Source organism: Mycobacteriales bacterium (assembly GCA_040902655.1).
Taxonomy (GTDB): Bacteria; Actinomycetota; Actinomycetes; order Mycobacteriales; family SCTD01; genus SCTD01.
Genome location: JBBDWV010000011.1, coordinates 1 through 18,469, shown reverse-complemented (window position 1 = coordinate 18,469; position 18,469 = coordinate 1). Strand labels below are relative to the sequence as shown.

Annotated in this window: 19 protein-coding genes and 3 tRNA genes; 13 read left to right on the top strand and 9 right to left on the bottom strand. The window is 72.9% G+C overall.

Features of this window, described 5'->3' with window-relative positions; translation table 11 throughout:
* The first annotated feature begins 31 nt into the window (after nucleotides 1-31).
* The 4 genes from WD794_02670 to WD794_02655 all read left to right on the top strand — a co-directional run bounded on the left by WD794_02670 (nucleotide 32) and on the right by WD794_02655 (nucleotide 2,428).
* Nucleotides 32-105 (top strand) — tRNA-Ile (locus tag WD794_02670).
* 30 nt (nucleotides 106-135) lie between these two features.
* The gene (locus tag WD794_02665) at nucleotides 136-264 is read left to right on the top strand and encodes a DLW-39 family protein (protein ID MEX2289214.1); all 129 of its coding nucleotides are present in this window, start codon (nucleotides 136-138) and stop codon (nucleotides 262-264) included.
* Nucleotides 265-280: 16 nt separating this feature from the next.
* Nucleotides 281-353 (top strand) — tRNA-Ala (locus WD794_02660).
* 356 nt (nucleotides 354-709) lie between these two features.
* Entirely contained in the window at nucleotides 710-2,428 is a 1,719-nt protein-coding gene (locus WD794_02655) for a sensor domain-containing diguanylate cyclase (GenBank protein MEX2289213.1), read from the top strand.
* 410 nt (nucleotides 2,429-2,838) lie between these two features.
* Here the strand turns inward: WD794_02655 and WD794_02650 are convergent, their stop codons facing one another.
* Entirely contained in the window at nucleotides 2,839-3,225 is a 387-nt protein-coding gene (locus WD794_02650) for a hypothetical protein (GenBank protein ID MEX2289212.1), read from the bottom strand.
* Between the two features lie 117 nt (nucleotides 3,226-3,342).
* Between WD794_02650 and WD794_02645 the strand changes: the two genes are divergently transcribed.
* From WD794_02645 to WD794_02630, 4 genes are all read left to right on the top strand, one after another.
* Nucleotides 3,343-3,873, top strand: a complete 531-nt coding sequence (locus WD794_02645) for a peptidylprolyl isomerase (protein ID MEX2289211.1) — start codon at nucleotides 3,343-3,345, stop codon at nucleotides 3,871-3,873.
* 116 nt (nucleotides 3,874-3,989) lie between these two features.
* Nucleotides 3,990-4,751 (top strand): rhomboid family intramembrane serine protease, encoded by a 762-nt coding sequence (locus tag WD794_02640; protein ID MEX2289210.1) that lies wholly within the window; start codon nucleotides 3,990-3,992, stop codon nucleotides 4,749-4,751.
* Nucleotides 4,752-4,800: 49 nt separating this feature from the next.
* Nucleotides 4,801-5,943 carry an acetyl-CoA C-acyltransferase gene (locus WD794_02635; GenBank protein ID MEX2289209.1) on the top strand — a complete coding sequence of 381 codons (1,143 nt, stop codon included), beginning with the start codon at nucleotides 4,801-4,803 and terminating at the stop codon, nucleotides 5,941-5,943.
* Nucleotides 5,944-6,102: 159 nt separating this feature from the next.
* Entirely contained in the window at nucleotides 6,103-6,633 is a 531-nt protein-coding gene (locus WD794_02630; protein MEX2289208.1) for a peptidoglycan-binding domain-containing protein, read from the top strand.
* Nucleotides 6,634-6,690: 57 nt separating this feature from the next.
* Here WD794_02630 and WD794_02625 read toward each other — a convergent pair whose 3' ends face one another.
* Complete coding sequence (locus WD794_02625; GenBank protein MEX2289207.1) at nucleotides 6,691-6,948, bottom strand: cell division protein CrgA; 258 nt, start codon at nucleotides 6,946-6,948, stop codon at nucleotides 6,691-6,693.
* 64 nt (nucleotides 6,949-7,012) lie between these two features.
* On the opposite strand from WD794_02625, the gene WD794_02620 reads away from it, so the two are divergent.
* Genes WD794_02620 through WD794_02605 form a run of 4 tightly spaced genes read left to right on the top strand, consistent with a single transcriptional unit; the run spans nucleotide 7,013 to nucleotide 9,358 of the window.
* Nucleotides 7,013-7,789: a DUF881 domain-containing protein gene (locus WD794_02620; protein MEX2289206.1), complete on the top strand. Its 777-nt coding sequence runs from the start codon at nucleotides 7,013-7,015 to the stop codon at nucleotides 7,787-7,789.
* Nucleotides 7,790-7,803: 14 nt separating this feature from the next.
* Nucleotides 7,804-8,481: a class E sortase gene (locus WD794_02615; protein MEX2289205.1), complete on the top strand. Its 678-nt coding sequence runs from the start codon at nucleotides 7,804-7,806 to the stop codon at nucleotides 8,479-8,481.
* A 1-nt stretch (nucleotide 8,482) separates the two neighbouring features.
* Nucleotides 8,483-8,656: a hypothetical protein gene (locus WD794_02610; protein MEX2289204.1), complete on the top strand. Its 174-nt coding sequence runs from the start codon at nucleotides 8,483-8,485 to the stop codon at nucleotides 8,654-8,656.
* Between the two features lie 57 nt (nucleotides 8,657-8,713).
* The gene (locus WD794_02605) at nucleotides 8,714-9,358 is read left to right on the top strand and encodes an aminodeoxychorismate/anthranilate synthase component II (protein ID MEX2289203.1); all 645 of its coding nucleotides are present in this window, start codon (nucleotides 8,714-8,716) and stop codon (nucleotides 9,356-9,358) included.
* Between the two features lie 21 nt (nucleotides 9,359-9,379).
* On the opposite strand, the gene pknB is transcribed toward WD794_02605, so the two are convergent.
* From pknB to WD794_02570, 7 genes are read right to left on the bottom strand one after another with little or no spacing between them, the layout of a single operon-like run.
* Nucleotides 9,380-11,119, bottom strand: coding sequence for a Stk1 family PASTA domain-containing Ser/Thr kinase (gene pknB / locus WD794_02600; GenBank protein ID MEX2289202.1), 1,740 nt, complete (start codon nucleotides 11,117-11,119; stop codon nucleotides 9,380-9,382).
* Nucleotides 11,116-12,711, bottom strand: a complete 1,596-nt coding sequence (locus WD794_02595) for a protein kinase (GenBank protein ID MEX2289201.1) — start codon at nucleotides 12,709-12,711, stop codon at nucleotides 11,116-11,118. Before WD794_02595 ends, pknB begins: the two co-directional genes overlap by 4 nt.
* Nucleotides 12,708-14,174, bottom strand: coding sequence for a penicillin-binding protein 2 (locus tag WD794_02590; GenBank protein MEX2289200.1), 1,467 nt, complete (start codon nucleotides 14,172-14,174; stop codon nucleotides 12,708-12,710). The genes WD794_02595 and WD794_02590 overlap by 4 nt, the downstream gene beginning before the upstream one ends.
* Entirely contained in the window at nucleotides 14,171-15,601 is a 1,431-nt protein-coding gene (locus tag WD794_02585; GenBank protein ID MEX2289199.1) for an FtsW/RodA/SpoVE family cell cycle protein, read from the bottom strand. The genes WD794_02590 and WD794_02585 overlap by 4 nt, the downstream gene beginning before the upstream one ends.
* Nucleotides 15,598-17,013 (bottom strand): PP2C family serine/threonine-protein phosphatase, encoded by a 1,416-nt coding sequence (locus WD794_02580; protein ID MEX2289198.1) that lies wholly within the window; start codon nucleotides 17,011-17,013, stop codon nucleotides 15,598-15,600. The genes WD794_02585 and WD794_02580 overlap by 4 nt, the downstream gene beginning before the upstream one ends.
* Nucleotides 17,014-17,044: 31 nt before the next feature.
* On the bottom strand, nucleotides 17,045-17,527 hold the full coding sequence (locus tag WD794_02575; GenBank protein MEX2289197.1) for an FHA domain-containing protein: 483 nt from the start codon (nucleotides 17,525-17,527) through the stop codon (nucleotides 17,045-17,047).
* Entirely contained in the window at nucleotides 17,527-18,228 is a 702-nt protein-coding gene (locus WD794_02570; GenBank protein MEX2289196.1) for a DUF3662 and FHA domain-containing protein, read from the bottom strand. Before WD794_02570 ends, WD794_02575 begins: the two co-directional genes overlap by 1 nt.
* A 94-nt stretch (nucleotides 18,229-18,322) precedes the next feature.
* Here WD794_02570 and WD794_02565 point away from each other — a divergent pair.
* Nucleotides 18,323-18,405, top strand: a tRNA-Leu gene (locus tag WD794_02565).
* Nucleotides 18,406-18,469 lie beyond the last annotated feature (64 nt).

Genomic DNA, 18,469 nt, shown 5'->3' with positions numbered 1-18,469 from the left:
TAGTCTCGCGCACCGTGCCTGCGGCACATCCGGGCCTGTAGCTCAGACGGTTAGAGCGCATCCCTGATAAGGATGAGGCCGGAGGTTCAAGTCCTCCCAGGCCCACCCCGGACCCCTGCACCCAAGGAGAGCGCCATGCGCCGCCCCGTTCTGCTGGTTGCCCTGTTCGGGCTGCTGGCCGTCCTGCTGCGGCGCCGGGTTCAGGCCGGCCAGGCTGAGAAGGACCTGTGGACCGAGGCGACGGCACCGCCGGATCTGCGCTAGTCCTACGCCTGCGCACGGGGCCATAGCTCAACTGGCAGAGCACCGCCTTTGCAAGGCGGGGGTTCGGGGTTCGAGTCCCCGTGGCTCCACTGATGGGCCGGTGACGATGTCGCCGGCCTGTCGTCGTCAGCAGGAGATTGTCGGCAGCTGCGCCTGACAGCCGCTCCTCGATGCCGGTCCGGATCGTGGAGGGGAGGACGCCTCTCGCGGGGGTACGGAGTTCGGACCTGCCCGGGAGTCGGACGGGTCGGCAGCAGCCGGCCGGCGACTCTGGGCGCAGAACACTCCACTCGGGCCCCGCGTGTGCCGACATCTTCGCCGTGACGGTGGCTGCGACACGCCCGGTCACGGAGTGGCGCCGGCACCGGCGCTCAGGACAGGAGCGGGAGGAGCAGGCGGTGACATCACCGGTCACGACCGCCACATCCCCCCGCGGGCCGTCCACGTGAGCCGCAGTCCCGCGTCGGCAGGCGCGACCCGCGCCGCCAGCCGCAGCACCGACGCGGTACCACTCGGTGAGCGGCTGCGTGTCACCCAGTTGCTGCGCCTGGCCGCCATCGGGCTGCTGCTGTGCGCGGCCGCCGTCGTCCCTGAGTCCCTCGCGCCGTACCGTGAGACCGCTGTCGCCGCCACGCTGGTCTATGCCGTCGTGGTGGCGCTGGCCGAGGGGGTTGCGCGGCTGTTGCAGTCCCGCAAGGTGCTGGTCTTCTCGGCGATGCTGATCGTGGACGGCATCTGGCTGGCCTGGACGACCTACCTCACGGGCAGCCTCGGCAGTCCGGTGCGCTACCTCGTCTTGCTCCACCTGGCTGCGGTCGCGCTGTTGGCGTCGTACCGCACCGGGCTGAAGCTGGCGATGTGGCACTCGCTGTTGGTCTACGCCTCCTACAACGCCCAGCTGATCCCGCCCGGGGCCCGGGAGGGCGTCCTGCCACCGACCGGTCTGATCGCACCCGGCGCCCCTCCCCAGGTGCAGCAACTGGCGGTCTTCATCGCGGTTCTGTGGCTGGTCGCCATCTCCACCTCGGCGTTGTCCGCCGTGAACGAGCGTGAGCTGCGCCGCCGGCGGGGCGACCTCGAGGCGCTGACCGACCTCGCCGAGTCGCTCGAGCGGGCCGAGGACAGCAGCAACATCGCCCGGTCGCTGCTCGACTCCGTCGTCGAGACCTTCGGCTTCCCCCGGGCCGTGGTGCTGGCCGGCCCCGAGGGCCAGCTACCGGTGCTGGCGTCGTACGGGCTGGACGAGCAGACCGCCCGCCGTCCGGGCCGACCGGGGCGCAGCGCGGTCATCGAGGAGGCGCACAGCACCCACTCGACGCTGCTGGTGCGCAGCCTGGACGCCGACACCGACCCGTGGCTGGCCGCGCTGCTGCCGGGCGCGGAGAACCTTGTCGTCGTGCCACTGTCGGCGGAGGGCCGCTCACTCGGCGCGCTGGTGCTGGAGCAGTCCGGGCTGACCGGAGCCCGCATCCAGCGCCGCGTCGTGTCAGGCCTCGAGCGCTCCGCGTCGTACGCCGCCCTGGCGCTGCGCAATGCCTGGCTGCTGGAGCAGGTGCAGCGGCTGGCCGCGACCGACGGACTGACGAAGATCGCGAATCGGCGCACCTTCGAGGCGACGTTGGAGCGCGAGGTCGCCCGCGCCACCCGCAGCGCGGAACACGTCAGCCTCGTGATGATCGACATCGACCACTTCAAGCCGCTCAACGACAATCACGGTCACCAGGCCGGCGACGAGGTCCTTCGCAACGTCGCGGCGGCGCTGGCCATCGAGTGCCGTGACTTCGACACCCCCGCCCGCTACGGCGGCGAGGAGTTCGCGATCGTGCTGCCGGGCTGCGGCCCGGAAGAGGCGCTCGGCATCGCGGAGCGGCTCCGCCGGGCCGTCGCGGCCGCTCCCTCCATCGTCCCGATCACCGCCAGCGCCGGCGTCGCCACCTATCCGGGGCACGCCGGCGACGCCGATACGTTGGTCCGCGCAGCCGACGACGCGCTGTACGAGAGCAAGAACACCGGCCGCGACCGCACCACAGCCTCCAAAGGCGTGCCCCCCGAGGCCCAGGTCGACGCGCTGCTGCGCCGGGCCGTCTACGAGCGGCTCGGCCGGGTCCCGGCCGAGGAGTCGGCGCCCGATCCGACGTCCGCGCCACGCAGCGGTACGAGCTAGGCGGGCCCTTCCGTCCCACTCCGGGTGGCGCTTCCGAGTGCAGCGTGATCCGGAGCCGCACGCTCTCGCGGGGAGCTCGCAGCCCGGCTCCGTGAGCGCGGTGCCGGTGCGGAGAGATGTGTGCCGTCGGGAGGTGTGCAGCACAGGTCAACAATCGGAAGAACGTGACCTGTGGTGCACACCCGCCGTGCGGCACATGTCGATGCGCGACTGGCCCAGCTCCTGCACAGCCCGAGTGACACAAGGGCGCCCCTCACGTGGTTCTGACCGGGCCATCAGCTGCAACGTCGCTGAGCCGCTCAATGACCGCAGCCGCCCGGGCCCGACTGCCCGATTGATCTCGGTGCCATGCCCAAGCGCGGACCGGTCGCTCTCGGCACCGAGAACGCCGGGCAACGGGCCGGTACGAGCTAGCGCTGGCCCCCGCCCATTGTCGGCGGCTCGACGGGCGGCTCGACAGGCGGCTCGACTAGCGGCTCGATGGGTCGGTCCACCACTGCCCGGACGTCCTCCGGCGCCTGCGCGTCGGGAGCGTCGCTGCCGAGCAGTCGCCCGACGAGCAGCGCCGTGGCGGCTCCTGCGGCCGCACCGAGCAGCGCCGCAGCCACGGCCCACGGCCAGCGTCGGACGGCCAGGGGCGGGCCCACACGCCCGCCACGCAACGCCGCCCAGGCCGCGCCGCCGCGCGTCCGCGTGGTGTCGGCCACCGTGCCGGCCGCGTCGACCAGTGACGTCCCCTCCGCGCGGATGCGTGCCGGCAGCTCACGCGCGCTCTGTGGACGGTGCCGCATCGTCATCTCCTGTCGCTCGGTCCTGCTCCGGTCCTGCGGGCTCGCGCCGGAGGCGTGCAAGACTTCCTGCCGATACAGGATGCCGGTTCGCCGGCTCGCCGCCTCGACGAAGGAGCCCGCCGCGTGGCCAGCTCGCTCTACGCCACCCTCGCCACCACCCTCGGCTCGATCCGGGTGGAGCTGTTCCCCGACCACGCGCCGAAGACGGTGCGGAACTTTGTCGGCCTGGCTGACGGCAGCGGCGAATGGACCGATCCCAGGACCGGGAAGAAGGGCGAGGGTCCGCTCTACGCCGGTACGGTCTTCCACCGCGTCATTCCCGGCTTCATGTTGCAGGGCGGCGATCCCCTCGGCACCGGCACCGGCGGGCCCGGCTACCGCTTTCCGGACGAGTTCCACCCCGAGCTGCGTTTCGACCGGCCGTACCTGCTCGCGATGGCGAATGCCGGCCCAGGCACCAACGGCAGTCAGTTCTTCATCACCGTCGCCCCGACCCCGCACCTGAACATGAAGCACACGATCTTCGGTGAGGTCGTCGACCAGAGCAGCCGCGAGGTCGTGGATGCCATCGCCACGACACCGACCGGGTCGATGGACCGGCCGCGGACCGACGTCGTGGTCGAGTCGATCACGGTGGAGCAGGTGGACAGCTGACACAGTCCGATGGGGGTTCCCATGGAGTTCCTGCGGCTCCCACCTGCTACCGGCACCCCGACCGTGAGACACACGTGCGGTGCACGCGCTGTGACCGGCCGATCTGCCCGGACTGCATGCGCTCGGCGTCGGTCGGTTTCCAGTGCCCCGACGACGTGGCGGCAGCCGACAAGAACGTGCGGCCGCCGCGGACCGTCTTCGGCGGTCGGGTCAGCAGCGACACCAGCCGGGTCAGCCTCACCCTGATCGCCCTGAACGTGCTCGTCTTCGTCGCCGGGCTCGCGCTGGGTGAGCGGGAGCTGCAGATCCGCTTCGGCAACCTGGCCGGTCCGGTGTTCCTCGACGACGGCCAGCTCGGCGGTGTGGCGATCGGGGAGTACTACCGGCTGCTCAGCGCGGCCTTCCTGCACGGCGGCGTGTTGCACCTGCTGATGAACATGTTCGCGCTGGCCCAGCTCGGGCCGGTGCTCGAGTCGGCCCTGGGTCGCAGTCGCTTCCTGGCGCTGTACCTGCTGTCGGCGCTCGCCGGTTCGACGCTGTCCTTCCTGCTCAGCGCCCCGGACCAGCTCGGGGTCGGCGCGTCGGGCGCCATCTTCGGCCTGTTCGGCGCCTACTACGTCGTGGTGCGCCGGCTGGGCGGGGAGACCACGGCCATCCTGGCCCTGCTCGCCGTCAACCTGGTCATCACCTTCGCCGTCCCGATCATCGACTGGCGTGCACACCTCGGCGGCCTGGTTGCCGGTGCGGCGCTGGCGGCGGGCTTCGCCTACGCGCCCGGGGGCCCGCGCCGCGGCCGCCTGCACGTGCTGGCCTGCGTCGTCCTGGGGCTGCTGCTCGTCGCCGCCGTAATCCTGCGCAAGGCCACCCTCAGCGGCTGATCTAGACTCGGCTGTGAACGTTCGTTCACAGCCGTACGAGGAGACCACCATGCGCGACGCCGTGATCGTCGAAGCTGTCCGCACGCCCACCGGGAAGCGGAACGGAGGCCTGTCCGGCATCCATTCGGCCGATCTGTCCGCGTACGTGCTGCGCTCACTCGCCGAGCGGACCGGGATCGACCCGGCCGTCGTGGACGACGTGATCTGGGGCTGCGTCATGCAGGTCGGCGAGCAGACCTTCGACATCGCGCGGACGGCGGTGCTGTCGGCGGGTTGGCCCGAATCGGTACCCGGCACCACGGTCGACCGCCAGTGCGGTTCCTCCCAGCAAGCCGTCCACTTCGCCGCCGCCGGTGTCATCTCCGGGCAGTACGACGTGGCCGTCGCGGGCGGTGTCGAGGTGATGTCCCGTACACCCATGGGCTCGACGTTCACCGCCAGCCCGCTGGGCGCGGACTACATCGCCCGCTACGGTGCGGACTTCCCGAACCAGGGCCTGGGCGCGGAGGAGATCGCCGACACCTGGGGCTTCTCCCGCGAGCAACTGGACGAGTACGCGCTGCGATCACACGAGCGCGCGCAGGCCGCCACCGACGAGGGCCGCTTCGCCGCGCAGATCACGCCGGTGGCCGGCGCGGACGGTGCCCGGGTGATGCAGGACGAGGGGATCCGCCCGGGCGGCACGATGGACAAGCTCGCGGCGTTGAAGCCGGCCTTCAGGGAGGACGGCAAAATCACCGCCGGCAACTCCTCGCAGATCTCCGACGGCTCGGCCGCGCTGCTCATCATGACCAGCGACAAGGCCAGAGCGCTCGGCCTCACGCCGATCGCGCGCTTCCACACGGGGGTACTCGCCGGTGTCGCACCGATGCCGATGCTGCACGCCCCGATGCCCGCCACCGAGAAGGCGCTGCAGAGGTCCGGCCTGAAGGTTGCCGACATCGGTGCGTACGAGGTGAACGAGGCCTTCGCCTCGGTCCCGCTGGCCTGGCTCCAGGACCTCGGCGCGGACGACAAGACCGTCAACCCCAACGGCGGCGCCATCGCGCTCGGCCACCCGCTCGGCGGCTCCGGCGCCCGGCTGATGACCACCCTCGTGCACCACATGCGCGACAACGGGATCCGGTACGGCCTGCAGACGATGTGCGAGGGCGGCGGCCAGGCCAACGCGACGATCCTCGAACTGATCTGATCCAGCCCGGTCCTGGAGTCGCTGTCTTCCCGGCCGCTCACAGCGGTTCGGCCCAGCCGTGCGATTTGCCTGCCGGACTCGAGCTCGAGCACCGCATCCTGTCGGCGTGTCGGTGTCCACAAGGTGTCCATCGGCCACCGGGGATGGCACCCTCGGGACGTGCTCGGATGGCCCGGCCGTTCCCGCGCCCTCACGGGGGCGGCGGTCGTGCTGACCGTGGTCGCCGCCGGCACGGTGGTCGGCGCCGGCAGCCCTGCACACAGCGGCCCCACCCACAGCGGCCCCACCCACAGCGGCCCCATCCACGGCGGCGGGCCGGCACCGACAGCGTTCAGCACTCGCCTCGTGGGGCCGGTCGCGGCGCGGCCGCAGCCACGTCCGCTGGTGCGCAGCGACGTTCCCCGGCTCGCGGGCGGCGGGCTCGGTCGGCTGGCGCCGGTGCTCCGCCAGATGGGGCCGCAGCCGGGCGGGGCGGCCTTTGTCGGCCCGCCCGGCCTGGTCGGACCGGGGTCGCCGCCGGCGCAGGTACGAGCGGCTCAGCGGCTGCTCAACACCCACGGCGCGCAGCTGCGCGTGGACGGCGACTGGGGCCCGGCGACGACGCGGGCGGTGCGGCAGCTGCAGCGGCAGCGGGGCCTGCCGGCGGACGGACAGCTGGCCCCGGCCACCGCGGCACGGTTGCTGCACTAGCACTTGTCCACACTGTGGACAAGCTCTGGGGAGAACTACACCCGTGTCAGTACGGCGTCAGCGCCACTGGGTCGACAGCCCGAAGCCGGCGATGATGAAGCCGAAGCCGACCATCAGGTTCCAATTCCCCAGGCCGGTGACCAGCGGCATGTTCCCCTCGCTGATGTAGAAGACGACCAGCCAGAGCACCCCGATCCCGAACAGCGTCAGCATGAGGGGGGCCAGCCACACCGGGCTGGGGCCCTTCTTCTTCGGACCGCTGACGGCCACCGGCGGCGGGTTGGCCACCTTCTTCCGCTTCCGGGAGACGGGCACGTCCTGCTCCAGACGCTCGTTGGGAAAACCTGGGCACTAGCGTAAACGGCGACGGTGTCAGGCGGTGGCAGGACGAGCGGGCGGAGGCGGCCAGGTGCAGTTCGGCGCGGCGCGCGTGCTGCGGCCGTGGGGCGTCCTGGTGCCCCTCACCGCACTGGCCGCAGGGTTGTTGTTCGCCACCAGCGCCGCCACCGCGCAGGGCACCGATCTGCGGGCCGACCGCCGGCTGCAGCTCACCGAGCTGATCGCGCGGGAGCGCGCCGACGTCCGCCGCTGGGAGCAGGACGCTGCGCAGCTGCGGGCGCAGGTGGACGGCATCGCCCGGCGCGCTGCCGCCGGTGACGAGCGGGTCGCCGCGGCCGCGGCGCCGGAGTCGCTCGAACGGGCCGCCGGGCTGCTCCCGGTCGAGGGGCCGGCGGTGAGCGTCTGGCTCGACGACGCGCCCCGCCGCGCGGGCCGCCCCGCACTGTCGACGGATCCCGACGACCTGGTGGTCCACCAGCAGGACGTGCAGGCGGTGGTCAACGCGCTGTGGTCCGGCGGCGCCGAGGCGATGACGCTGATGGGGCAGCGGATCGTCTCGACCAGTGCGGTGCGCTGCGTCGGCAACACCGTCATCCTGCACGGCCGGGTCTACGGCCCACCGTTCGTCGTGACCGCCGTCGGCAAGCCTGAGGCGCTGCGCGACGCCCTCGACAGCGACCCCGGCGTGCGGCTCTTCCGCGGCTACGTCGACCGCTTCGGCCTGGGCTATACCGTCCGCTCGTCGCGGTCGGTGACGCTGCCGGCCTACGACGGGCCGCTCGAGCTGCCCAACGTCACGCCCCTGCCGCGCCCGTGACCGACAACGTACGCATGCTGCTGCGGGGGGCGGGCCAGACGCTGATGACGCTCGGTGTCGTGGTGCTGTTGTTCGCCGTGTACGAACTGTGGGGCACCGGCCTGGTCACGGCCAGGGAGCAGGACCGGCTCGGGGACGACCTGCGGCGCTCCTGGGCCGAGTCGGCGCCGCGGCCGGCCGGCGGGACACGGCTTGCGACGCCGGAGCCGGCCCCGCTCGATCCGGGCGAGGGTGTGGCGGTGCTGCACGTCCCTGCGCTCGAGGACCACGACCCGTGGGTGGTGGTCGAGGGCGTGGATGCCGCCGCCCTGAAGAACGGCCCCGGACACATCCCCGGCACAGCCCTGCCGGGCGAGCTCGGCAACGTCGTGCTGTCCGGCCACCGCACCACCTACGGCGCGCCGTTCGCGCGCTTCGACGAACTCGCGCCCGGGGACCAGATCGTGGTCGAGACCCACGGGAGCTGGTTCACCTACACCGTCCGGGGGAGCGAGATCGTCGCGCCGACGGCGGTTGAGGTGACCTATGCGGTGCCCGGCGACCCGGTCGCCGCCCCGACCCGGCGGCTGCTCACGCTGACCACGTGTCATCCGAAGTACTCCGCGCGCTCCCGGCTGGTCGTGCGTGCCGAGCTGACCGCCACCGCCGATCGGGCCGCGGGCCCGCCGGCCGTGCTGGCCGGGCGGGCCTGAGGTGTACAGCTGGATCTGGCGGGTGCTGCCCGGTGGCCTCCCGGGCAAGCTGCTCGGTTCGGCGGTGCTGCTGCTCGTCGCCGTCGCGTTGCTGTTCCTGGTGATCTTCCCTGCGGTCGAGCCGCTGCTGCCGCTGGACGACGTGACCGTCGAGCCGGCGCCGTCGCCGGAGTGAGTCGGCGGCCGGCCGGGCCGCGGAAGAGCGCGACCCTGGCGTGACGTTCGAGCTGACGTGACCCGCATCCTCGTCGTCGACAACTACGACAGCTTCGTGTTCAACCTGGTCCAGTACCTCGGTCAGCTCGGCGCCGAGACCGTGGTGCGTCGCAACGACGAGGTGACGCCGGCGGACGCCGGCGGCTACGACGGGGTCCTGCTCTCGCCGGGCCCGGGGACGCCGGAGGACGCCGGCGTCAGCGTCGCGATGGTCGGCGCGTGCGAGGACGGGGGCATCCCGCTGCTCGGGGTGTGCCTGGGCCACCAGGCGATCGCCGTCGCGCACGGCGCCACCGTCGGCCGGGCAGCCGAGCTGCTGCACGGCAAGACCAGCGAGGTCGAACACGGCGGAGCCGGCGTGCTGCACGGTCTGCCATCGCCGTTCACGGCGACGCGCTACCACTCGCTGGCCGTCGAGGAGTCGACCCTGCCACCGGAGCTCGCCGTCACCGGGCGCACCCCCAGTGGCATCGTGATGGCGCTGCGGCACCGCGACAAGCCAGTGGAGGGCGTGCAGTTCCACCCGGAGTCGGTGCTGACGCAAGGTGGTCACCTGCTGCTCGCGACCTGGTTGCGCAGCTGCGGCAGCCTGGTCGCCGCCGAACGTGCCCCGGCGCTGTCCGAGCAGGTCGAGACCCGGCGGCTGGCCGCTTTCGGCTGACGGTGCGGCCGCTGGAACGCCTCAGCGCGTGGGTTCAGAGCGCGGGGACGGCGTCGGCTCGACGCCGGTCGGGTCGGGCGTCGGCTCCGGCGCCGCGGTCGGTGTCGGTTCGGGGCTCGGTGACGGTGGCGGTGGCGGTGGCTCCCGGGAGATGACGATCAGCACGGCGGTCCCGCGGCCGGCGAGCGTGTTCACCGGCGACTGGTCGAGCACGCGGTCCGGGGGTCCCGGGTCGTCGCGCGGTTCGATGCCCACGGAGAAGCCGGCCCGCTGCAGCTCGGCGACGGCCTCCTCGGCGGACCGGCCGCGCACGTCCGGGACCTGCACGTTGCCGGAGGCGACGGTCAGTGTCACCTTCGTCTGTACCGCCACCTGCGAACCAGGCTGCGGGCTGATCGCCAGCACGGTGCCTTCCGGGATGTTGCCGTCGCGCGTCACGACGTCGCCGACGACGAGCTTGCGCTCGCCCAGCAGCACCTCGGCCTCGTCGCGGGACTGCCCGACGACCTCCACCGGGACGACCGTCATCTCGATGCCCTTGGACAGCGTCAGGGACACTGCGCCCCCGGCCTTGAGCAGGATGTCGGCCTCGGGGCTCTGCTCGATCACCGTCCCGAAGCGCTTCGGGGAGAATCCCTGGGTCACCTCGCCCACGGTCAGGCCACGGGCCTCCAGCTGGGCGAGGGCCTGTGCCTGCGAAAGACCGACCAGCGGCGGTGCCGGCACCAGGCCGGTGCCGGTGCCGAGCACTCCGCGCACGAGCAGAGCCAGGCCGACGACGAGCCCCACCAGCACGAGCCCGAAGACGCCGTAGGCGATGCCGTGCTTGACCGACCACGTCTCCTCGACGTGCACCGGCCGGGCCACCGCGGCGGGCGCCAGGGCGACCGTCGGCTCGAGCACGGGGGCGGCGAGGACCCGTTGGCCGGCGCGGGAGCGCAGCACGTCCTCGCGCATCTCCTGGGCCGACTGGTAGCGGTTCGCCGGGTTCTTCGCCATCGCCTTGAGCACCACGGCGTCCACCGAGGAGGACAGCGTGGAGTCGTACGCCGAGGGGGGCGTCGGATCCTCGCGGACGTGTTGGTAGGCAACGGCCACGGCACTGTCGCCGGTGAAGGGCGGCACCCCCGTGACGAGTTCGTAGAGCAGGCACCCGGTGGAGTAGAGGTCGGACCGGGCATCGACGTGCTCGCCACGGGCCTGCTCCGGCGAGAGATAGGCCGCAGTGCCGATGATGGCGGCTGTCTGAGTCATCGCCGAGGACGCGTCGGCGGCAGCCCGGGCGATGCCGAAGTCCATCACCTTGACCTCGCCGCTGCGGGTCAGCATCACGTTGGCCGGCTTGATGTCGCGGTGCACGATGCCCGCGGCGTGCGCGGCGTCGAGGGCCACGAGGATCTCGGCCGCCACCTCCAGCGCGCGCTGCGGCAGCAGCCGCCCCTCGCTCAGCAGCACGTCGCGCAGCGTGCGCCCGTCGACGATCTCCATGACGATGTACGGCACCCCGTCGTCGTCCTGGCCGGTGTCGAAGACGGACACGATCGCAGGGGCGTTCAGCGAGGCGGCGGCCTGTGCCTCCCGCCGGAAACGGGCCTGGAACGAGGGGTCGCGGGCCAGGTCCGAGTGCAAGATCTTGATCGCGACCTCGCGGCCGAGGCGGACGTCGACGCCGCGGAAGACCTCGGCCATCCCGCCGGAGCCGATCGTCGGCCCGACCTCGTAGCGGCCGCCCAGCCTGCGCGGCGTCTTCGGTTCGGTCACCCCTTGCCCTTGCCCTGGCTCTTGCCCTTGCCCCTGCCGGGCTGCTTCCCGGGCGCCGGCGGCTCGGCCGGGGCCGGCTGCTGCACGACCGGTGCCGGCACCGGGACGACGTGCACCGTCACGGTCGTGCCGACGACGACCTGCCCGGCGGGCTCCACGCTGCTGACCGTACCGACCGGGCGGCCGCTGCCGTCGTCGACGAGCCGGGGCAGCAGACCCAGATCGCTCAGCGCGGCCTGGACCTCTGCGGCCGGTCGACCGAGGTAGCCGGCGGCCTCCACCGCCACCCGCGGTGGCCCCGTGGACACGACGAGGACGACGGGGGTGCCCGGCGCGACCGTACTGCCGGCTTCCGGTGAGACCGACAGCACCGAGCCCGGCGGCACGGTGGTCGAGCTGCCGTCGCGACGCTCCACCGGCAGGCCGGTGTCCTCCAGGAGCCGGCGGGCGGTGTCCTCGGGAGTGCCGATCGCGACGGCCGGCACCGTGACCGAGGCGGCGACGGTCGGCGATGTCGAGGACGCCGCTGTCCGGACGCCGGCACCGAGCGCCAGTAGCGCGAGCAGCAGCGCTGCCACGCGAACTGCGGAGCGGGACGAGCGCGCCCGGCTGCCCGGCACGCGCAGTGCCGGCCGGCGCAGCGGCTCCAGCGGCGGGGCAGCGGGCAACGGAAGGATCCCGGTCGCGGCCGGCGGCTCGACCGGCAGCGCCGCGAGCCCGCCGCCGCCCCGGGCAGGGTCCGGGTCCGCACCCGTCGGGGCCAGCGCCGCCCGCAGCTCGGTGGCCCGCCGGCACATCTCACCGGCCGTAACGAAGCGGTCGGCCGGGTCCTTGGCCAGCGCCTGTGCGACGAGCTCGCGCACCGGGGCGGGCACCGTCGACGGGAGATCCGGCGGCGGGCTCTGCAGGTGCGCGAGCGCGACCGCCACTGGGTTGTCGCCGGGGAACGGGCGCCCGCCGGCCAGGCACTCGTACGCCACGACACCGAGGGAGTAGACGTCGCTGGCGGGGATACCGCTGCTCCCCGCAGCCTGCTCCGGTGACAGGTAGAAGGCCGTTCCGACGACCGTCCCCGTCCGGGTGAGGGGCACCGCATCCGCCGCCGACGCGATCCCGAAGTCGGTCACCTTGACCGCGCCGTCCGGCCGGACCAGCAGGTTGCCCGGCTTGACGTCACGGTGCACCACGCGGCCGTCGTGCGCGGCCTGCAGGGCGGCGGCAGTCTGCGCGACGACGTCGAGGGTCCGGTCCACCGACAGGGTGCGCTGTCGGCGCAGCAGGGCGGACAGCGGCTCACCCTCGACCAGCTCCATTACCAGCCACGCCTGGCCGTCCCGCTCGCCGAAGTCGTAGATCGACGCGATACCCGGGTGCGACAACCGGCCGGCGTGCCGGGCCTCGGCCCGGAAGCGAGCCCGGAAGTCCTCGTCGTCGACGTGCTCGGGGCGCAGCTTCTTGACCGCGACGGTGCGATCGAGCAGGACGTCCTCGGCCCGCCACACCTCGCCCATCCCGCCGACGGCGATGCGCTCCACGAGGTGGTAGCGGTCGGCCAGCAGCGTGTCGGCCACACCGACCCCGGGCGGGCTCATCGGCCCAGGACCGCGCGCATGACGTCCCGCGCGATCGGCGCCGACAGCGCGCCACCGGTCGCCTCGCTGCCCAGATCGCCGCCGTCCTCGACCACCACCGCCACGGCGACCTGCGGGTCCTCGGCCGGCGCGAAACCGATGAACCAGGCATGCGGCGGGCGCCCCTGAGCGTGCTGCGCGGTGCCGGTCTTTCCGGCGACCCGGAGCCCGTCGATCTGCGCCCGCCGGCCGCTGCCCTCGGCGACGACCAGCTCCATCATCCGGGTCAGCTCGGCGGCGACACCGGCGGACACGGCGCGCTGGTAGACCTCCGGCTTCGGCACTTCGAGCACCGAGAGATCCGGCGCCTGAGCCTCTTTCACCAGGTACGGCCTCATGAGCTGGCCTCCGTTGGCGACGCCCGCGGCGACGAGGGCCATCTGCAGCGGGGTGACGCGCACGTCGTACTGCCCGATCGCGGACTGTGCGGTCTGCGGTGGGTCGGGGTCATCCGGGAACCGGCTGTCCGCAACGCTCGTGGGAACCCGCAGGTCGTTGTCGCCGAAGCCGAAGGCGCGCGCCTGTTCGCCCAGTGTGTCGCCGCCGAGCTGCAGGCCCAGCGCACCGAACGCGGTGTTGCAGGAGATCCGCAGTGCCTCGGCCAGCGTGGACGTCTCGCCGCTGCAGGACGCGCCGCCGAAGTTGCGCAGGTCGTTGGTCGTCTGCGGCAGGTCGAGCACCTTGGGTGACGGGATCTTGTCCTCGGGGGTGACCTCACCGGACTCGAGCGCCGCGGCGGCGGTGACCACCTTGAACGTCGACCCGGGCGGGTAGGTCTTGCTGATCGCCCGGTTGAGCAGCGGGTCGTCGGTCGCGTCGTTCAGTTGGTCGTAGTAGGCGCGGATCTCGGCCGGATCGAACGAGCTGAGCTTGGCCGGGTCGAATGCCGGGAAACTGACCATCGCGAGGACCGCGCCGGTGCGTGGGTCCAACGCTACGACCGCGCCGCGCTTGCTCCCGAGCCCCCGGAAGGCCGCCTCCTGCGCCTTCGGGTCGAGGGTCAGCAGCACCGAGCCGCCCTGCGGCGCCCGCCCGGTCACGTAGTCCGACAAGCGGCGCACGAACAACCGGTCGTCCTCGCCCGACAGCACCTGGTCCTCGGCCCGCTCCACGCCGGTCCGCCCGTAGATCAGCGAGTAGTAGCCGGTGACGTGGGAGTACGCCGGGCCGCCGGGGTAGCGCCGCAGCCACGTCAGCGGGCCGTCCACCTCGACCGACTCGGCGACCGCCTCGCGCCGGCCGCCCTGGGCGAGGACGGCGATCGGCCCGCGTTCGCGCTCGTAGGTGCGCAGCAGGACCCGGGAGTTCTTCGGATCGTCGCGGTAATCCTCGGCCTTCACGACCTGCACCCAGTTGACGTTCAGCAGCAGCAGGCCGAACAGCACGATGCAGGCCAGCGCGACGCGCCGCAGCGGACGGTTCACGATGCCACCCCCGGTCGCCGGACGATCTGGGTCTGCGCGGAGGCCAGCGCCTGGCGGGCCGCCTCGGGGGTGACCGGTGCGGGTGCCGGGCGGCGGGCGGCGTCGCTGACCCGCAGCAGCAGCGCGACCAGCGCCCAGTTGGCGACGATGCTGGAGCCCCCATAGGACAGCCAGGGCAGCGTGATGCCCGTGAGCGGGATCAGCCCGGTGACGCCGCCGACGATGACGAACACCTGCAGAGCCAGCGAGAAGGACAGCCCCCCGGCCAACAGCTTGCCGAACGAGTCGCGGCAGGACAGTGCCGCCCGCAGCCCGCGCTCGACGATGAGCCCGAACACCAGCAGCACCGCCATGACGCCGACCAGCCCGAGCTCCTCCCCGATGGCGGCCATGATGAAGTCGGTGCTGGCGAACGGCACGGTGCCCGGGCGGCCCTCACCCAGACCAGTGCCGGTGATCCCGCCGGTGCCGAAGCCGAACAATGACTGCACCAGCTGGTAGCCGGAGCGGTCCGGGTCGGCGAACGGGTCGAGCCAGGTGTCCACCCGCCGCGCGACGTGGTCGAAGTACTGGTAGGTCACCAGCGCGCCTCCGGCGAACAGTCCCAGGCCGATGAGCAGCCAGCTGGTCCGCTCGGTGGCGATGTAGAGCATCACCACGAACAGCGCGAAGAACAGCAGCGAGCTGCCCAGGTCCTTGCCACGGATGAGTACCGCGAGGCTGGCGGCCCAGGCGATGAGCACCGGGCCGAGGTCGCGGGCGCGCGGCAGGTCCAGGCCCATCACCCGGCGGCTGGCCAACGACAGCACGTCGCGCTTGGCGACCAGGTAGCCGGCGAAGAACACGATGAGCAGCAGTTTGGCCAGCTCGCTGGGCTGCACCTGGAGCGGGCCGACCCGGATCCACAGTCGCGCGCCGTTGATGGTCCGCCCGAGGACCGGCAGTGCCGGCAGGAGCAACAACACCAGACCGGCCGCGGCAGAGGTGTAGGTGTAGCGCTGCAGTCGGGTGTGGTCGGGTACGAGGGTCAGCACCGCCACGAAGGCGGCGATCCCGACGGCGGTCCAGATGAGCTGGCGCGGAGCCTCACCGGCGGGAATTGCCCTGGCCAACTGCTCGGCACGCTCGGCCGCCGCGAAGTCCAGTCGCCGGATCATCACCAGGCCCAGCCCGTTGAGCAGTGCGACGCACGGCAGGATCAGCGGGTCGGCATGAGGCGCCAGGCGGCGCACGGCGAGGTGGGCGAGCAGGAACACCGCGCCCAGGCCCAGGCCGTAGCCGAGGGTGCCCGCGGGAATCCGCTTCTCGACGGCCAGACCGACCGCGGCATACGCCAGCACCGCGATGAGGACGGCGAAGGTCGTCAGCAGCAACTCGACGCCGCGCCGCGGTGGGACGTAGGAGGGGGTGACGGTCGGCGCGGTCACGACGCGTCCGGCGGGCAGGCAGGTTCGGGCGTCGGCGTGGACACCGCGGGAGCCGGGCTGCCGCTGCCGCCCGTCGGCGCCGGCGCCTGGGTGGGGGGCGCCGGCGTGGTGAGGGCCTGGGTGGTGGGCGACTGGGTGGTGGGGGTGCCGGAGACGGGCGGGCCGGACGGTGCGGGGATCGGCGCCGTGCGGGGCTCACATGCGGGGAACCGGAGCACCAGGCGCTCGACGATCGACTCGGCGTCGTCGCGGTCGGCGGCCACGATCCCCTGGCGTACGCGGGAGGTGGCGAGCGGGTCGAGCCGCTCGGTCGTCAGCTCGGTGCGCTGCTCGACGCTGGACAGCCGCATCCCGGCCACCTGCCCGGTGACGCCACGGAAGATCGCGACCTGCTCACCGTCGATGCCGACGTAGTACTGCGACCGGACATAGGCCCAGCCGGATCCGGCGCCGATCGCTGTCAGGGCGAGCACCACGAGGGTCACGACGGCCGTCCGCCCGCGCGAGCGGCGGCGCTGCGTACGGTCCGCTCCGAGGGCGGGCTCCGCGGCCGCGGGCGCGGGCGGCGGGACGTCGCGGCCCTCGGCGGTGCGGGCGCGGCCGGCCGCTGTGTCGGAGATGCCGTCCGGCGGCGCCTGCGGCGACGCCGCGGCAGCCCCTGCGACGACCGGCGAGGAGCTGTGCCGGCCGTTGCCCGGCACCACGTCGGCGACGATGACCGTGACGTTGTCGGGGCCGCCGCCGCGCAGCGCCAGCTGGACCAGCCGGTCGCACGCCTCCTGCGGGTCCTCCAGCGACAGCGCCTCCTGCAGAGTCTCGAGCCGGCCTACCGGCCCGGTGAGGCCGTCGGTGCACAGCAGGTACCGGTCACCGATGCGCGCCTCGCGCACCGACAGGTCCGGCTCGATCTCCGCCCGGCCGTCCAGAGCCCGGGTGATCAGGGAGCGCTGCGGGTGGGTGCTGGCCTCCTCCTCGCTGATCCGGCCCTCGTCGACCAGCGTCTGGACCAGCGTGTGGTCGTGCGTGATCTGGGCCAGCGAGCCCTCGCGCAGCAGGTAGGCGCGGGAGTCGCCGATGTGCAGCAGCCCGAGCCGGTGGCCGGCGAACAGGAAGGCGGTGAGCGTGGTGCCCATGCCGTTGAGCCCGGCGTCGCCGGCGACCATGTCGCGCAGGTGGTCGTTGGCCGCCAGGGCGCTGGTGCGCAGGACGTCGAGCAGGTCGCTGCCGGGCACGTCGTCGTCGAGCTGTGCCAGCGACGCGATCGCTACGGCTGAGGCGACCTCGCCGGCGGCATGGCCGCCCATCCCGTCGGCCACCGCGAGCACCCGCGGCCCGGCGTAGACCGAGTCCTCGTTTCCGTCCCGCAGCAGGCCGGTGTGCGAGCGGGCGGCGAACCGCAGGGACAGGCTCAAGGCTGCACCTCGCTCCGCTCCGGAAGGGCGCTCATGGGCGCAGCTCGAGCACGGTCTTGCCGATCCGGATCGGGGAGCCGACCGGGACGGGTGTGGGGCGGACCACCTTGGCGTTGCCGAGGTAGGTGCCGTTGGTCGATCCGAGATCCTCCACCAGCCAGTGGCCCTCGCCGGGGAACAGCCGGGCGTGCCGGGTGCTCGCGTAGTCGTCGGTCAGCACGAGGGTGGAGTCGTCCGCCCGGCCCAGCGTGACCGGGTCCTCCCCGAGGCCGACGGTCGTGCCGGCCAGCGCGCCCTCGGTGACGACCAGTTTGCGCGCCATGCTGCGGCCGCGCGACCTGCCGGCAGCCGGGTCGCGGTGGGTGGTCGCGACCGCTGGTGCGGCGGCGGGCACACGCGCCACCCGGCCGCCGTACAGGTCGCTGCGGACCGTGCGGAACGCGGCGATCACGAACAGCCAGAGCAGGACGAGCAGGCCGTACTTCACGGCGGCGACGACCAGGGCGCTGCCCATCAGGCCTCCCGCCGGAAGACCATCGGGGTGCCGCCGACGTCGATCCGGTCGCCGTCCGACAGCACCGCCGAGGTGATCCGGCGGCCGTTGAGCAACGTGCCGTTCGTCGAGCGCAGGTCGGCCAGCTTCACCGTGTCCCCCTCGAACCGCAGCTCGGCGTGGGCGCGCGAGACGCCCGTGTCGGCCAGCCGCACGTCGGCCTCGGCGCCACGGCCGACGACGGTGACGAGGGAGGTCAGCACCACCACCCGCTCACCGTTGCCGGCTGCGGCCGGCAGGACGAGGCGCGGCCGACCGGCACCGCTGGCGGGCGATCCCTGCCCGGGCGGGTCGGCGGCGACGGCGCTGCGGACCCGGAACACGCCGGTGTCGAGCTCCTCGACCCGCTCGAAGGTGACGCCGACGGAGCCGACGAACGACCAGCCCTGCTCGTCGGCGTGCTCACGCACCATGCTGGCCAGCTCGGCCCGCAGCGGCTCGTCGTACTCCCCCAGACGCTCGAAGTCGGAGGGTCCGAGCTCGACGACGTAGGCGTTGGGCACGAGCACCCGGCCCTGGCCCACGATCGCCTTCTTGTCGGCCGCCTCACGCTGGAGGGCGGCGGCCACCTCGACCGGCTGGACCACCCCGCCGAAGACGCGGGCGAAGGCACCCTCGACGAGGCCTTCGAGCCGACGCTCGAAGCGCTGCAGCACTCCCACGCCGGTTCCCCTTCCCTGTGGACGGAGATCGTATCCGGGCTTGTCGCGGGCGCAGGAGCGGCCGGCGGCGGGTGCTAGCCTGCGGGTCGCACTCGGGCGAGTGGCGGAATGGCAGACGCGCACGGTTCAGGTCCGTGTGTCCGAAAGGACGTGGGGGTTCAACTCCCCCCTCGCCCACCCACGCTCCAGATGCCGCTCCGGAGACATGTGTGCTGTCGGGGGTGTTGCAGCACAGGTCAAG

What these genes read in the sequence shown, in the direction of transcription:
- WD794_02665 (MEX2289214.1), top strand. Translation starts at nt 136, where the DNA reads ATGCGCCGCCCCGTTCTGCTGGTTGCCCTGTTCGGGCTGCTGGCCGTC.
- WD794_02650 (MEX2289212.1), bottom strand. Translation starts at nt 3,225, where the DNA reads ATGACGATGCGGCACCGTCCACAGAGCGCGCGTGAGCTGCCGGCACGC.
- WD794_02640 (MEX2289210.1), top strand. Translation starts at nt 3,990, where the DNA reads ATGCGCTCGGCGTCGGTCGGTTTCCAGTGCCCCGACGACGTGGCGGCA.
- WD794_02635 (MEX2289209.1), top strand. Translation starts at nt 4,801, where the DNA reads ATGCGCGACGCCGTGATCGTCGAAGCTGTCCGCACGCCCACCGGGAAG.
- WD794_02615 (MEX2289205.1), top strand. Translation starts at nt 7,804, where the DNA reads ATGCTGCTGCGGGGGGCGGGCCAGACGCTGATGACGCTCGGTGTCGTG.
- WD794_02595 (MEX2289201.1), bottom strand. Translation starts at nt 12,711, where the DNA reads ATGAGCCCGCCCGGGGTCGGTGTGGCCGACACGCTGCTGGCCGACCGC.
- WD794_02575 (MEX2289197.1), bottom strand. Translation starts at nt 17,527, where the DNA reads ATGGGCAGCGCCCTGGTCGTCGCCGCCGTGAAGTACGGCCTGCTCGTC.